9 protein-coding genes are annotated in these 13,726 nt (G+C 69.9%); 4 read left to right on the forward strand and 5 right to left on the reverse strand.

All coding sequences use genetic code 11. From position 1 onward, the window contains the following. Positions 1 to 24 precede the first annotated feature (24 nt). Entirely contained in the window at positions 25 to 3,672 is a 3,648-nt protein-coding gene (locus JUB13_RS24190; protein ID WP_207483545.1) for a hypothetical protein, read from the forward strand. A 5-nt stretch (positions 3,673 to 3,677) separates the two neighbouring features. Here the strand turns inward: JUB13_RS24190 and JUB13_RS24195 are convergent, their stop codons facing one another. The 4 genes from JUB13_RS24195 to JUB13_RS24210 are packed head-to-tail and all read right to left on the reverse strand — an operon-like array spanning position 3,678 to position 7,235. Continuing rightward, entirely contained in the window at positions 3,678 to 4,514 is an 837-nt protein-coding gene (locus tag JUB13_RS24195) for a metal ABC transporter permease (protein ID WP_207483547.1), read from the reverse strand. Beyond that, positions 4,511 to 5,386 carry a metal ABC transporter permease gene (locus JUB13_RS24200; RefSeq protein WP_328703000.1) on the reverse strand — a complete coding sequence of 292 codons (876 nt, stop codon included), beginning with the start codon at positions 5,384 to 5,386 and terminating at the stop codon, positions 4,511 to 4,513. The genes JUB13_RS24195 and JUB13_RS24200 overlap by 4 nt, the downstream gene beginning before the upstream one ends. Beyond that, entirely contained in the window at positions 5,383 to 6,285 is a 903-nt protein-coding gene (locus JUB13_RS24205; protein WP_207483549.1) for a manganese/iron ABC transporter ATP-binding protein, read from the reverse strand. Before JUB13_RS24205 ends, JUB13_RS24200 begins: the two co-directional genes overlap by 4 nt. 38 nt (positions 6,286 to 6,323) lie before the next feature. Then, the gene (locus tag JUB13_RS24210; protein WP_328703001.1) at positions 6,324 to 7,235 is read right to left on the reverse strand and encodes a metal ABC transporter substrate-binding protein; all 912 of its coding nucleotides are present in this window, start codon (positions 7,233 to 7,235) and stop codon (positions 6,324 to 6,326) included. A gap of 265 nt (positions 7,236 to 7,500) precedes the next feature. Between JUB13_RS24210 and JUB13_RS31570 the strand changes: the two genes are divergently transcribed. Further along, positions 7,501 to 8,220, forward strand: a complete 720-nt coding sequence (locus JUB13_RS31570; protein WP_236025185.1) for a DUF1428 domain-containing protein — start codon at positions 7,501 to 7,503, stop codon at positions 8,218 to 8,220. 76 nt (positions 8,221 to 8,296) lie between these two features. On the opposite strand, the gene secA is transcribed toward JUB13_RS31570, so the two are convergent. Continuing rightward, positions 8,297 to 11,023: a preprotein translocase subunit SecA gene (gene secA / locus JUB13_RS24225; protein WP_207483551.1), complete on the reverse strand. Its 2,727-nt coding sequence runs from the start codon at positions 11,021 to 11,023 to the stop codon at positions 8,297 to 8,299. Between the two features lie 277 nt (positions 11,024 to 11,300). Here secA and JUB13_RS24230 point away from each other — a divergent pair, with 277 nt between their 5' ends. Together JUB13_RS24230 and JUB13_RS24235 are read left to right on the forward strand one after the other, a co-directional pair. Continuing rightward, on the forward strand, positions 11,301 to 12,647 hold the full coding sequence (locus JUB13_RS24230) for an esterase-like activity of phytase family protein (protein WP_207483553.1): 1,347 nt from the start codon (positions 11,301 to 11,303) through the stop codon (positions 12,645 to 12,647). A gap of 139 nt (positions 12,648 to 12,786) precedes the next feature. Beyond that, complete coding sequence (locus JUB13_RS24235) at positions 12,787 to 13,713, forward strand: peptidylprolyl isomerase (RefSeq protein WP_207483555.1); 927 nt, start codon at positions 12,787 to 12,789, stop codon at positions 13,711 to 13,713. The last annotated feature ends 13 nt before the right edge of the window (positions 13,714 to 13,726 follow it).

Consider the following 13,726-nt stretch of genomic DNA (forward strand, 5'->3'; position numbering starts at 1 on the left):
GTCTGGACGAGCCGGGAGCATGCCATGGCCATCGCCGATACGCGGCTTCGCATCTGCGTCTTCCCGCAGCGCTGGGACGGAAGCGAGATCCTCCTGCGCGTCCTGGTCGCCCCCTTCGGCAACCCGCTGGATCCGCTCGATCCCGGGCTCGAGCCGTTCTCGCAGGCCCGGCTCGCGCTTGCCGCCGAGCTGATCCCCGGCGCGGACCGTCTGCCCCGACCGGAGGATGTCACTGCCCGCGTCGCGCTCGGCGCGGCGACGCCGCCCGACATCGGCCCCGTCTACGCGGCCCTCGCGGCGGAGCTGGGCATCGACCCTGCGGCCCCGGCCGCCTATGTGCCGCCGGCGAAGACCCGGGTGCTCAAGCTGGTGATGCCAAGCTATCTCGAGGCCACGGGCTTCACCGGTCTGCGCACCGAGTTCGCCGTCACGGACAACCGGTTCGTCTGCGCACTGGTGGACGGACCGCGCCCCGTCGGGCGTCCACCCAGGCCGCCCGTGCCTCGCAAATGGGACGCCGTGCTGGCGGCGGCGCTCCGGCAGCCCGCCCTGGCCGAGCGGCTCGGCCTGATCTACACGGCCTCCGTGCAGCCCGACGACGGTCTCTTCGAGAATGGCGGCTGGCTGTATGTCGGGCTCGACGACGCCAGCGACTATGCCGCCGCCGCGGCCGCGAACCCGGACTTTGCGCGCCTCTACGCCGCCCGCATTCCGCCGCTGCGCCAGGGAGTCCCGGCGACCGTCTTCGCGCCCGTCCTGTTCCCTGTCGCTGCCGTGCCGCCCGCGGGTTCCTTCGACGAAATCCTGCACGAGGCCGACGTCTATTCCGACGGCTTCGCCCGTCTCGTGCACGCGTTCCAGCCGGACCGCGCCGACTACCTGGACCTGTCGCGGCAGCGCGAGCGCCGGCCGCGACCCTACGAGGAGGTCGGCCTGAAGCTCGGCTGGGATGACGAGCAGATCCTGATCTGGCTGAACCGCCAGATCACCGACGATCCCCGCAACGGCGCGCCCGGCGCGCGCGACACGCCGCTGGGTATCCGCGGGTTCCGCGTCGACGTCCGCGACGCCTCCGGCTCCGGTCCCTGGGCGTCTCTGGTGCGCATGCAGGGGGCGCTGAAGCTCGGCACGCTCGACCTCGGCGCCTTCGACGGGGAGATGGCGGTGGAACTCGCGCCCTCGCAGCTCCAGGGGATCCGCGACGGTGAATACTGGCTGCCGCCCTACTTTACACGATGGATGGGCGGGTCCCTGATCGCGGCCGACGCGACCGCGTTCCGGATGGCCGAGACCCCCTTGCCCGCGCGGGTCCTGAATCCCGTGGGCGAGCGGGCGGTCCCCCTGCGCTACGGCACGTCCTACGAGTTCAGGGTCAGGCTCGCGGACATAACCGGCGGCGGCCCCGGGCCCGAGGCGCAGGACGAGCCACCCTCGGCGGTCGGGGCCTGCCGCTTCCGCCGCTTCGTCCCGCCCGGCGCCCCCAGGGTGGCGGAACCCGTCGCGAGCCCGGACGGCACGCTGGCGCTGTCGGTGGGACGCCCGGCGCTCGGCTATCCGGCGCTGGTCTACACCCCGCTTGCCGATGCCGAGGCGCGGCTTCTCGCGGACGCGCCGTCAGCGGCCGCGGAAGGCCGCCTGCCGGGCTTCCCTGATCCCGACGTCGTCCGCGTCCGCATCGACGTCTCGGTCGCGAGCCTGGAATCGGACCCCGGCAACGATTCTGGACCCGCGCCGCGGCGCCATCTCTACACGACGTTCCGGGACTTTCCCGAGGATCCCGCCGAGCCGCTGCCGCTCGTGATCGCGTTCGAGGATGCGGCCGACATCGGCGTGCTCGCCGCTTCCTCGGCCGGGCCGCTCAGGCTTCCCACCGCGCGGACGGTCGATCTGACCTTCACGCCCATTGCGCGCCGCGATCCCGGCATGTCGGCCGGCATCGCCGACCCGCTGGAGGTGCAGGCCATCGACGGAGCGGCGCTGGACCTACCCGATCCGAAGCTCGTCTATTTCGGAAAGCAGGCCGCGCGACTCGGCGTCGGCCATACCGTCGCGCAGCGGCGCGGATCGGCCGACGAGAGCGGACTGTTCGAGACGGTGCCGGGCGTACCCTTCCAGGGGGTTCTCCTTCAGCCGGGCCAGGCGCGCGATGTCCATCTGGATGCGGCCAATGCCGCCGCCGGCGCCCGCGAGCAGGCGCCCGAGCGTCCGATCCAGCGCCTGGCCCGGCAGCTAAGGCTGGAAAGCCGGGACCTGACGCTGAGCGGACCGGCCGGGCGCCGTGCGGTCTTCGGCGCATCCGCGGGGCTGCGCCACGTGCTCGCGCCGGATCACTCGACCATCACCTTCGCGAGCGAGACCGAGATCACGGCGCAGTGGCTGCTGGTGGTTCCGCTGCGGCTCGCGCGCGACTGGACCTGGGATGCCCTTGCCGACGAAGGCCTGCAGGTCCTGCGCAGCATCGACGGCGAGGAGCCGGTGGCGGTCGGCACGATCGCGCCGCGCAGGATGCTGAACGCCGCGGCGGTGCGCCGGGGCGTGCCGCTCGACCGCTCCGCGACCGACCTGTTCTTCCTCGATGCGATCAATCCCAGGGCCGCGCCCGGCACCTTCCCGCGCGAGCGCCAGGTCTCGTACACCGTCGTGCCGCGCTTGCGTGAGGCGCCGTCGGCGCCCGCCCCAGAATGGACGGGATCCCTCCGCCTGCCGGTGGCGGCCTCGCCCGTGCAGGTGCCGCGGATCGTGTCGGCAGGCATCGCGCTGTCGGTCTATGGGCGCGACCGGACCTATGCGCGGACCGAGCCGCGCCGCCGCATGCTGTGGGTCGAGTTCGCCGAGCCCGTCGCCGATCCGCGCGATGCCTATTTCGGCCGGGTCACGATGTATGCGGCCGACCCCATGCTGCTTCGCGCCGAGCCCGAGCGGCCGCCCGGTCCGCTCGAGCCTCCCCTCAACATCGATCCCGAGGCGATCCGGGCGATCACCGCCGGCCAGGCGGAGGATGAATCGGGCTTGGGCGCGATGCAGCGCCTGATCCCGGCCGGGGGCGAAGGGCCGGCCCGGCATTTCCTGCTGCCGCTTCCACCGACCCTGTCCGAGGCCTCGCCGGACCTTTTCGGCTTCTTCGTCTACGAGTTCCGCGTCGGGCATGCCGAGGGCTGGTCCACGGCGCAGGCGCGCTTCGGCCTGCCCCAGCGCGTGACCGGCGTGCAGCATCCGGCGCCGGCCCTGACATGCGGCGTCGCGCGCACCCCGGAGCATATCCGGGTCAGCGCGCCCTTCGCGACGCCGGTCTCCGAAGGCCGCGCCGTGCACGCCGTGCCGCCGACGACGGATCTCTGGGCCCTGCTTTACGCCCAGGTGCGCCGCGCCGACGGAGCCGACTGGCGCAACGTCCTGATCGGCCGCACCCGGCTCGACTACCCGCGGGAGGCGCGGGGCGGCGACACCGGCCACGAGCCGCATGGGGTGGGCCGCTGGGATCGGGAGGCGGTCGAGGCCTGGCTCGATATCCTGGGCCTCCCGCGCAACGCGCCGCTCAGCGTGCTCGCGCTCGAGCTGCTGCCGGAGCCTGGATCGCCCTTCGCCGATCCGCTGGGTGCCGACCTGGGGCAGGTCCGGGTACTGAGGACGTCTCCGCTGACGCCGGTGCCGCCGATCTGCCTGGACGCCTGACTCCGCTAGCCGGCCGCCGGCCGGGCCGCGCGCCAGCGCGAGGCCAGGAACGCCAGGACGAAGGCGACGGTGGTCAGCAGGACGATGGTCGGCGCCGGCGCGCTGTCGATGAAGAAGCTGAGATAGACCCCTGCCAGGGATGCCGCGACCGCCACCAGGGTCGCGACGACGAGCATCGCGCCGAAGCTTCGGGTCAGCAGGAAGGCGACGGCCCCGGGTGCGATCAGCATGGCGATGGCCAGGATGATGCCGACGGCTTTCAGCGCTCCCACGATGGTGAGCGACAGGATCGCGAGAAGCCCGTAGTGCAGCAGCCTGACCGGAAGGCCCAGCGCCTTCGCCTGGGTCGGGTCGAAGGCGTGCAGCAGCAGGTCCCGCCACTTGGCGGCGATCACGGCGGTCACCGCCACCGCGATCACCCCGCTCTCCAGGATGTCGCGCGGGCCGACCCCCAGCATGTCGCCGAACAGGATATGGTCGAGATGCACCTCGGTCTCGATGCTGGTGTAGAGCACGAGGCCCAGCCCGAACATACCCGAGAACACCACGCCCATCACGGTGTCCTGCTTGATCCGGCTGTTCTCCTTCAGGAACCCGGTCGCGAGCGCGCAGGCCATGCCGGCGACGAAGGCGCCGACGGCATAGGGCGCGCCCAGGATGTGGGCCAGCACGACCCCGGGAAGCACGGCATGGGAGACTGCATCCCCCATCAGCGACCAGCCCTTAAGCACGAGGAAGCAGGACAGCAGAGCCGCCGGCACCGCGACGAGCACCGAGATCGCAAGCGCGTTGCGCATGAACTCGAACTGCAGCGGAAGGGCGAGGGAATCGAGGAAGCTCATGGCGGCGTCTCCACGGCTTCCGGCCGCAGGGCCTGCGCCGCGCGGCGCCGCGCCGCCAGCATGCCGTGCTTGGGGGCAAGGAAGAAGGCGGCGAGGAAGATCAGCGTCTGCAGGACGACGATGATACCGCCCGTCGCCCCGTCGAGATGGTAGCTGGCATAGGCGCCCACGAAGCTCGTCCCGGCGCCGATGGCGATGCTGATCGCGATGAGCCGCGGGAACCGGTCGGTCAGGAGATAGGCCGTCGCGCCCGGTGTGACGACCATGGCGATCACGAGGAAGGCGCCGACCGTCTGCAGCGCGGCGACCGTGCTGGCGCTGAGCAGCGTGAAGAAGACGATCTTGAGCAGCGTGGGGTTGAGCCCGACCGTGCGCGCATGGCTCTCGTCGAAGAAGGTGACCATCAGGTCCTTCCACTTGAGCAGCAGCACGGCGAGCGAGACGAGCCCGATGATGGCGAGCTGCAGCGTGTCCCCCGGCGTGATCGCGAGGATGTTCCCGAGCACGATCGTCTGGACGTTCACCGAGGTCGGCGACAGCGAGACCATGAAGAGGCCGAGCCCGAAGAACGAGGTGAAGATCAGCCCGATCACCGCGTCCTCCTTGAGGCGGGTGCGCTGGTTCAGGAAGAGCATCGCCGCCGCGGCGAGCCCGCCGGCGAAGAAGGCACCGATGGAGAAGGGCAGTCCCAGCATGTAGGCCCCGGCCACGCCCGGCACGATCGCGTGGGACAGCGCATCGCCGATCAGCGACCAGCCCCTGAGCATCAGGAAGGCCGAGAGGAAGGCGCAGACACCGCCGACCAGGGCCGAGACCCACATGGCATTGACCATGTAGGCGTAGCCGAAGGGCTCCAGCAGCGCGGCGATCACAGCGGACCCCCGCCGCTCTTGTCGTGGTCGCCGCTGGCGCCCGGCCCGGCTCCGCCGTAGAGCACGAAGGGCCGCTCGTCGTCGGTGATCACGCCGACGGCATGCGGCCGTCCCTCGCCCTGGCCGTTCAGGACGAGGTGGCGAAGGACCCCGCCGAAGGTGCGCTCGAGATTCTCCTGGGTGAAGATCTCCACCGTCGGGCCCGAGGCGAGCACGGTGCGGTCGAGAAGGACGGTGCGGTCGCAGAATTCCGGCACGCTGCCGAGATTGTGCGTGGAGACCAGCATGACCCGGCCTTCGGCGCGCAGGGTGCGCAGCAGCAGCACGATCGCGTCCTCGGTCGTCACGTCCACGCCGGTGAAGGGCTCGTCCAGCAGGATGACGCGCGCGTCCTGAGCCAGGGCCCGCGCCAGGAAGACGCGCTTGCGCTGCCCTCCGGATAGCTCGCCGATCTGCCGCTTGCGGAAGCCCGTCATGCCGACGCGTCCGAGCGCGGCCTCGACCGCGGCGATGTCGCGGGCCCGGGGGATCCGCAGCATGTTCATGTGGCCGTAGCGGCCCATCATCACGACGTCCTCGACGAGGACGGGGAAGCTCCAGTCGACCTCCTCGCTCTGGGGAACGTAGGCGACGAGGTTCCGCTTCAGGGCGGAAGCGACCGGCAGGCCCAGGATCGAGATCTCGCCCTTGGCGGCGCGGACAAGGCCCATGATCGCCTTGAACAGCGTCGACTTGCCGCTGCCGTTGACGCCGACCAGCGCCGTGATCGTCCCCGTCGGGATCCGGAAGCTGGCGTCGCGCAGGCCGGTATGGCCGTTGCGATAGGTGACGGTGACGTCCCTGACCGAGAGCCCGGCGCCCTCGGCTTCCTGGCCCCCTTCCAGGCCACTCTCTGCCATGGTCGCCGGGGCGCACCCGCCCGCCTGTGCCCTGGGTCTCATGGCGCGAGCCCCTTCGCGACGGTCTCGGCGGTGACCCGCAGCAGGTCGATGTAGGTCGGCACGGGCCCGTCGGCCTCGCTCAGCGAATCGACGTAGAGGACGCCGCCGTACCGGGCGCCGGTCTCGCGGGCGACCTGCTTGGCGGGTTCGGGCGAGATGGTGCTCTCGCTGAAGACGGCGGGGATCCGGTTGGCCCTGACCGCGTCGATCACCTTGCGGACCTGCTGGGGCGTTCCCTGCTGGTCGGCGTTGATCGGCCAGAGATAGAGCTCCTTCAGACCGAAGTCGCGGGCAAGATAGCTGAAGGCGCCCTCGCTGGACACCAGCCAGCGCCGCTCCTCGGGCACCGCGCGGAGCTGCGCGCGGATCGGCTCGACGGTCTGCCGGATCCGGTTCTTGTAGGCTTCGGCATTGGCCCTGTAGGTCTCTGCATTGCCGGGATCGTGCTTCGCCAGGGCGTCGCGGATGTTGTCGACGTAGACGATCGCCGCATCCGGCGACATCCAGGCATGCGGGTTGGGCTTGCCGGTATAGGGTCCCTCGGCGATTCCCATGGGCTCGACGCCTTCGGAGACCACGACGCCGGGAACGTTCCTGAGGTTCCTGAAGAAGCGCTCGAACCAGAGCTCCAGGTTCAGGCCGTTCCACAGGATCAGCCGCGCGCCCTGCGCCTTCAGGATGTCGCCAGGCGTCGGCTGGTAGTTGTGGATCTCGGCGCCCGGCCGGGTGATCGATTCGACGGTCGCCGCCTCGCCCGCGACGTTCCGCGCCATGTCCGCGATCACGGTGAAGGTCGTCACGACCTTCAGCTTCTCCGCGGCGAGAGCGCCGCTGGAGACCAGCGGGGAGGCCGATCCGAGCGCGAGGGCCGCACCGGCGATGAACATGCGTCTGGCGAAGGCGAACACCGTTCCTCCTTCTCGAGCGAATTGGGTGGGCCTGCGGCAGGCCAGGATCAGATATAGCTATGGCTAAATTCATGGCAAGTGGCTAAACAAAAATGCCCCCTGCTATCGGATACCGCTTCGGCACTGGCATCCCTTTGGGGGATGCGCGGCTCCTCAGCCTTGACCGTGCGGAGATACGTTGATATCAATGTTCATGTTTTGTTCACGGCTGGAGGCTCGGGCGTCTCGGCCTCCGGCGAGACCGCAACAGCGAAGGAAACACGCCATGACCTATATCGAGGGTTTCGTTGCCGCCGTACCCGCGTCCAACAGGGATGCCTTTCGCCACCATGCGCTGGATGCCGCGCCCCTGTTCCGGGAGTCCGGTGCGACCCGCATCGTCGAATGCTGGGGCGATGACGTTCCCGACGGCCAGGTCACCGATTTCAGGCGCTCGGTGAAGGCGGAGGAAGGCGAGGTCGTCGTGTTCAGCTGGATCGAGTACCCGTCGCGATCGGCGCGTGACGCGGCGAATGCGAAGCTCGCCGCGGATCCCCGGATGAAGGAGATCGGCGCCTCGATGCCCTTCGACGGCAGGCGCGCGCTCATCGGCGGCTTCGCCGCCATGCTGGAAGAGGGGAAGGCGGGATCGACCGGCTATGCCGACGGCTTCCTCGTCCCCGTGCCGGTCGCGAACAAGGAGGCCTATCGCGCGATGGCGTCCAAGGCGGCTGCGGTCTTCAGGGAGAACGGCGCCACGCGGGTGGTCGAGGCCTGGGGGGACGACGTCCCCGACGGGAAGGTCACGGACTTCAAGGGGGCCGTGCAGGCGCGGGACGACGAGGCGGTCGTCTTTTCCTGGATCGAGTGGCCCTCGAAGCAGGCCCGCGACGAAGGCTGGAAGAAGTCCATGGAGGATCCGCGGCTGAAGCCCGACCAATCCTCCATGCCCTTCGACGGCAAGCGGATGATCTACGGCGGCTTCGAGGCGCTGGTCGAGGCGTAGCGGGGCGTCTGGGCGGGGCGTCGGGGCGGGGCGTCGGGGCCGGTCCTGCGTCAGGACCGGCCCGCTTCGCCCGTGCTCAGGACGCCTGCCCGTGGCAGTGCTTGAACTTCTTTCCGCTGCCGCAGGGGCAGGGGGCGTTCCGGGGCGTGCGCGGGTCGATCTCGTCGGCCAGCATCGCCCCGGCGGGCGCGGCGCCCAGCGGCGCGGAGGCCGTGCGCGTCATGCCTGCCGGCAGGGGCGCGCCCGGGTCGGGCCGGCCGGCCAGGGCCGGGTCCTCGCGGGTCTCGTAGGCCTCCTGCGGCTGGCGCATCTCCTCCTCGGAGGGGGCCATGCGCATCTCGACATGGCTGAGCACGGTGGTGACGCTCTCGCGCAGGTGCACCAGCATGCCCTCGAACATCTCGAAGGCCTCGCGCTTGTACTCGTTCAGCGGATCGCGCTGGGCATAGGCCCGGAGGTTGATGCCCTGCCGCAGGTGGTCGAGATGCAGCAGGTGCTCCTTCCAGGCCTGGTCGAGGAGCTGCAGCAGCAGGCTCTTCTCCGCCGCATGCATCAGCTCGGCGCCGTAGACCTCGTACTTGTGCGCCATCAGCGCGTCCGAGGCGTTGCGCACGCGCTCCTCGATCTCCGCCTCGGCGATGCCCTCCTCCTTGGCCCAGTCCTTCACGGGCAGGTCCAGGTTCAGGACACGGCGGACCTCCTCGTGAAGCCCGTCGATGTTCCACTGCTCGGCGTAGCTGTTCTCGGGGATCGCCGCCCGCACCAGCGCCGAGATGGTCTCGTGGCGCATGCTCTCGACGGTCTCCTGGACCTCCGGAGCCTCCATGATCTCGCGTCGCTGCTCGTAGACGACCTTGCGCTGGTCGTTCATCACGTTGTCGTATTTGAGCAGGTTCTTGCGGATCTCGAAGTTGTGGGCCTCGACCTTCTGCTGGGCCTTCTCCAGCGCCTTGTTGATCCAGGGATGCGTGATCGCCTCGCCCTCCTGGAGGCCGAGCCGCTGCAGCATGCCGTCCATGCGGTCCGACCCGAAGATGCGCATCAGGTCGTCCTCGAGGGACAGGAAGAACTTCGATGCGCCGGGGTCGCCCTGGCGGCCGGAGCGGCCGCGGAGCTGGTTGTCGATGCGCCGGCTCTCGTGCCGCTCGGTGCCGATCACGTAGAGACCGCCGGCCTCGCGCGTCAGCTTGCGCGCCTCCTCGATCTCGGCGCGGATGCGCTCGGTGGCCTCGCGACGTGCGACTTCGTCCTCGACCTCCTTGAGCTCCTCCTCGAGGCGCATCTCCAGGTTGCCGCCGAGCTGGATGTCGGTGCCGCGGCCCGCCATGTTGGTGGCGATGGTGACGGCGCCCGGCCGGCCGGCCTGGGCGACGATGTGGGCCTCCTGCTCGTGGTAGCGGGCGTTCAGCACGTTGTGCGGGATGCCCTTCTTGCGCAGGTGCTCCGAGAGCAGCTCGGACTTCTCGATGGAGGTGGTGCCGACCAGGATCGGCTGCTGCCGGGCGCGGCACTCCTCGACCAGCGTTACGATGGCGTCGAACTTCTCGCGCGCGGTGCGGTAGACCTCGTCGTCGGCGTCCTTGCGCTGGACGGCCACGTTGGTGGGGATGTCCACGACTTCGAGCCCGTAGATCTCGGCGAATTCGGCCGCCTCGGTCATGGCCGTGCCGGTCATGCCGGCCAGCTTCGGGTAGAGGCGGAAGTAGTTCTGGAAGGTGATCGAGGCCAGCGTCTGGTTCTCGCGCTGGATCGTCACGCCCTCCTTCGCCTCCAGGGCCTGGTGCAGGCCCTCGGAATAGCGGCGGCCCTCCATCATGCGACCGGTGAACTCGTCGATGATGATGACCTTGTCGTCCTTGACGATGTAGTCCTTGTCGCGCTGGAACAGCGTATGGGCGCGCAGCGCCTGGTTGGCGTGGTGGACGAGGCTGACGTTCGGCAGGTCGTAGAGCCCGCCCTCGCGCAGCAGGCCCATCTCGCGCAGTATCTGCTCGACCCTGGTCTGCCCCGCCTCGGTCAGGCTGACGGCGCGGACCTTCTCGTCCTTCTCGTAGTCCTCGGCGCCCAGGCGCGGGATGATCTTGTTCACCGCCACATAGAGCTCGGAGCTGTCGGTCGACGGGCCCGAGATGATCAGCGGCGTGCGCGCCTCATCGATCAGGATCGAGTCGACCTCGTCCACGATGGCGAAGTTGAAGGGCCGCTGGACCATGTCCTCCAGGCGGAACTTCATGTTGTCGCGGAGATAGTCGAAACCGAACTCGTTGTTCGTGCCGTAGGTGATGTCGGCGGCGTACTGGGCGCGCCGCTCGTAGTCGTCGAGCCCGTGGACGATGCAGCCAACCGACAGGCCCAGGAAGTTGTAGACCCGGCCCATCCAGCCGCTGTCGCGCTTGGCCAGGTAGTCGTTCACGGTCACGACGTGCACGCCCTTGCCGGACAGCGCGTTCAGGTAGACCGGCAGCGTCGCGACCAGCGTCTTGCCCTCGCCCGTGCGCATCTCGGCGATGCGGCCCTGGTGCAGCACCATGCCGCCCAGGAGCTGGACGTCGTAGTGGCGCTGGCCCAGCACGCGCTTGGCGGCCTCGCGAACCGTCGCGAAGGCGTCCGGCAGGATGTCGTCCAGCGTCGCACCCTTCTCCAGGCGCTCGCGCAGCATCCCCGTGCGCGCCCTCAACTCCTCGTCGGACAGCCCGGCGAGCTGGGGTTCGAGCGCGTTGACGGCCTCGACCTGCTTTCGCAGCCCCTTGACGACACGGTCGTTGGCGCTGCCGAACAGCTTGCGGGCGAGAGCACCGAACATAGAAACCTCGGGTACGGAAGTCGTGGGAAAGGACCGGCCCGGCGCCGTCTCGGCGCCGCCGATGCCAGGGAACGTCACATAAGAATACGCCCGAAGGGTGTCAACGCGCGTGCCGCCGGCTGGGCGCAATCAATAGCCCAGGGCCGACCCTTTTCCAATGGTGCACCTGGGGATCCCCGTCGGAGCGTCACGCGCCTGTCACGCGAGCGTCACGCGTCTGTCACGCAGCCCGCCTAGCTTCGCCGCAGCCCGCACGCGACCATCAGGGGGATTCATCATGCGCCGCGCCCTTCTTCCGACCCTTCTCGCCTGCGCCCTGTTGGCGGCTGCCCCCGGCCGGGATGCCGCTGCGCAAGGCACCGCGGCGCATGGCACTACCGCCCCCGGCGCCACTGCCCCGGCCATCGAGGTCTTCGCGAGCGAGGAACCGGCGCTGAGCCTCGGGCAGGTCTCCTTCGAGCGCGGCAAGACGCTCGACCTTTCGGTCGGGATCGGCAGCGGTGCCTTCCGCCGCGCCGACGAGCCCGACGGCACCTTCTGGACCATCGGAGACCGCGGGCCCAACTTCACCTGCGGCGACGCCGAGGGGATCATCGGGATCCCGGGCGAGGCCTTCTGCGGCGATCTCGCCAAGCAGGGTCGGATCTATCCGGTGCCCGACTACACGCCCAGCATCTACCGCATCCAGCTCGCCGGGGGCGGGTTCCGGGTGGTCGACCGGATCCCGCTGAAGGACCGGTCCGGAAAGCCCGTGACCGGCCTCCTGAACCCGCTGACCGTCGCATCGACCGAGGTGCCGGTCGATGCGCGCGGGCGCCGTATCGACCAGGACCCCTCGGCGGTCGACGCCGAGGGGCTGGTGCGCCTCGCCGACGGCACCTTCTGGGTCGGGGACGAGAACGGGCCTTCCATGATCCACGTGGCGGCCGATGGCCGCATCCTTCGGCGGCTGGTGCCCGCCGGCACCGAGGGGGACTACCGCGCCGCCGGCTACGAGGTCGCGGGCGCCCTGCCTGCGATCCTGGCCAGGCGAGCCCTGAACCGCGGCATCGAGTCCATGGCGGTCTCTGCCGACGAGCGTTTCCTGTTCGTCGTGATGCAGAACCCGCTCGCCAATCCCGACAACGCGGCCTATGCGGACGCCCGCAACACGCGCCTGCTGAAGTTCGATCGCGAGGCCGGCCGGGTCGTGGCCGAGTACGTCTACGAGCTGACGCCCGTGGCCGAGTTCAGGGGCGAGGGCGGCAAGCGGCAGAACACCCCGCGGATCAGCGAGCTGCTCTGGCTGGCCGAGGACCGGCTGCTGCTCCTGGACCGGACGGAGCGCACCACCAAGCTCTTCGTGGTCGACCTGGCCGGCGCGACGGACATCCTGGGCTCGCGCTGGGACGATGCGGGGACGGCGCCCTCGCTGGAGCGCACCCCGCTGGCGGAGGCCGGCATCCGGCCCGTCGGCAAGCGGCTGGTGCTCGACACCGCGGGGCTGCCGGCGATCCCGACGAAGATCGAGGGCATGGCCCGCTTCGCCGACGGCAGCCTGATGCTGGTCAACGACGACGACTTCGGCATCGAGGGCGCTCGCACGAAAGTGATCCGCATCCGGGGGCTGGATCTGCCGAAATGACGCGCCGGGGGTCGGATTCGGGCGCTGCGGGCCCATATCCCGCCTGTTCTCCCGTCGGCGGGGCCTTGTCGCGACGGCGGGGGCGTGCTTAAACCGGACCGGCCCGCGCGCGGGTCCTTTCGCCCATGAAGGAACGCCTATGAAGCTCGCCACCGTCCTCCGCACCGCCACCTCCGCCGTGGCGCTGGGCGGCCTCCTGATCGCAGCCGCTTCCGTCAACGCCCAGCAGCCCGGTCAGCCCGCCGCCCAGAGCGCCGCAGCCAAGGCCGAGGACGCCGTGGTCGCCAAGGTCAACGGGCAGGAAATCCGCCGCTCGGAGGTCGACCGCGTGATCCAGGGCCTGCCGCCCCAGGTCCAGATGATGCCGCCGCAGATGATCCTGCCGGCCGTGATCGACCAGGTCATCAACGGCCGCCTGATCTCGCAGCAGGGCTACAAGGCCGGGCTGCAGAACGACGCCGAGGTGAAGGACCGGCTGAAGCGCGCCGAGGAGCGCTTCGTGCAGGAGGCCTACCTGACCCGCGAGGTCGAGAAGCGCATCACTGACCAGCGCCTCCAGGAGGCCTACAAGAAGTATCTCGATGAGCACCCCGCCGAGGACGAGGTGAAGGCGCGCCACATCCTCGTCGAGAACGAGGCCGACGCGAAGCAGATCATCGAGGACCTGAAGAAGGGTGCCGACTTCGCGAAGCTCTCCACCGAGAAGTCGAAGGATCCCGGCGCCGCGCAGCAGGGCGGCGACCTCGGTTGGTTCAGCAAGGCCCAGATGGTGGAGCCCTTCGCCAACGCGGCCTTCGCCATGAAGCCCGGCGAGACCAGCCAGGCCCCGGTGCAGACCCAGTTCGGCTGGCACGTGATCAAGGTCGAGGACCGGCGCAAGACCACCCCGCCGACCTTCGATCAGGTGCGCGAGGAGCTGAAGAGCGATCTCAGCGAGAAGACCATCGCCGAGATGGTCGACCAGCTCCGCACCCAGGCCACCATCGAGCGCTTCCCCATCGCCGATGCCGAGCCGGCGGCGCCGGCCGCCCCGGCGGGCGAGGCGCAGCCGCAGAAGAAGCCCTGACGGCGACGGAGCG

Origin of the sequence: Arenibaculum pallidiluteum (genome assembly GCF_017355985.1) — a bacterium.
Lineage (GTDB): Bacteria > Pseudomonadota > Alphaproteobacteria > Azospirillales > Azospirillaceae > Arenibaculum > Arenibaculum pallidiluteum.

Bases quoted from the DNA above. Each gene is read 5' to 3' on its own strand.
- JUB13_RS24190 (WP_207483545.1), top strand. From the start codon at position 25: ATGGCCATCGCCGATACGCGGCTTCGCATCTGCGTCTTCCCGCAGCGC.
- JUB13_RS24195 (WP_207483547.1), bottom strand. From the start codon at position 4,514: ATGAGCTTCCTCGATTCCCTCGCCCTTCCGCTGCAGTTCGAGTTCATG.
- JUB13_RS24205 (WP_207483549.1), bottom strand. From the start codon at position 6,285: ATGGCAGAGAGTGGCCTGGAAGGGGGCCAGGAAGCCGAGGGCGCCGGG.
- JUB13_RS31570 (WP_236025185.1), top strand. From the start codon at position 7,501: ATGACCTATATCGAGGGTTTCGTTGCCGCCGTACCCGCGTCCAACAGG.
- secA (WP_207483551.1), bottom strand. From the start codon at position 11,023: ATGTTCGGTGCTCTCGCCCGCAAGCTGTTCGGCAGCGCCAACGACCGT.
- JUB13_RS24230 (WP_207483553.1), top strand. From the start codon at position 11,301: ATGCGCCGCGCCCTTCTTCCGACCCTTCTCGCCTGCGCCCTGTTGGCG.
- JUB13_RS24235 (WP_207483555.1), top strand. From the start codon at position 12,787: ATGAAGCTCGCCACCGTCCTCCGCACCGCCACCTCCGCCGTGGCGCTG.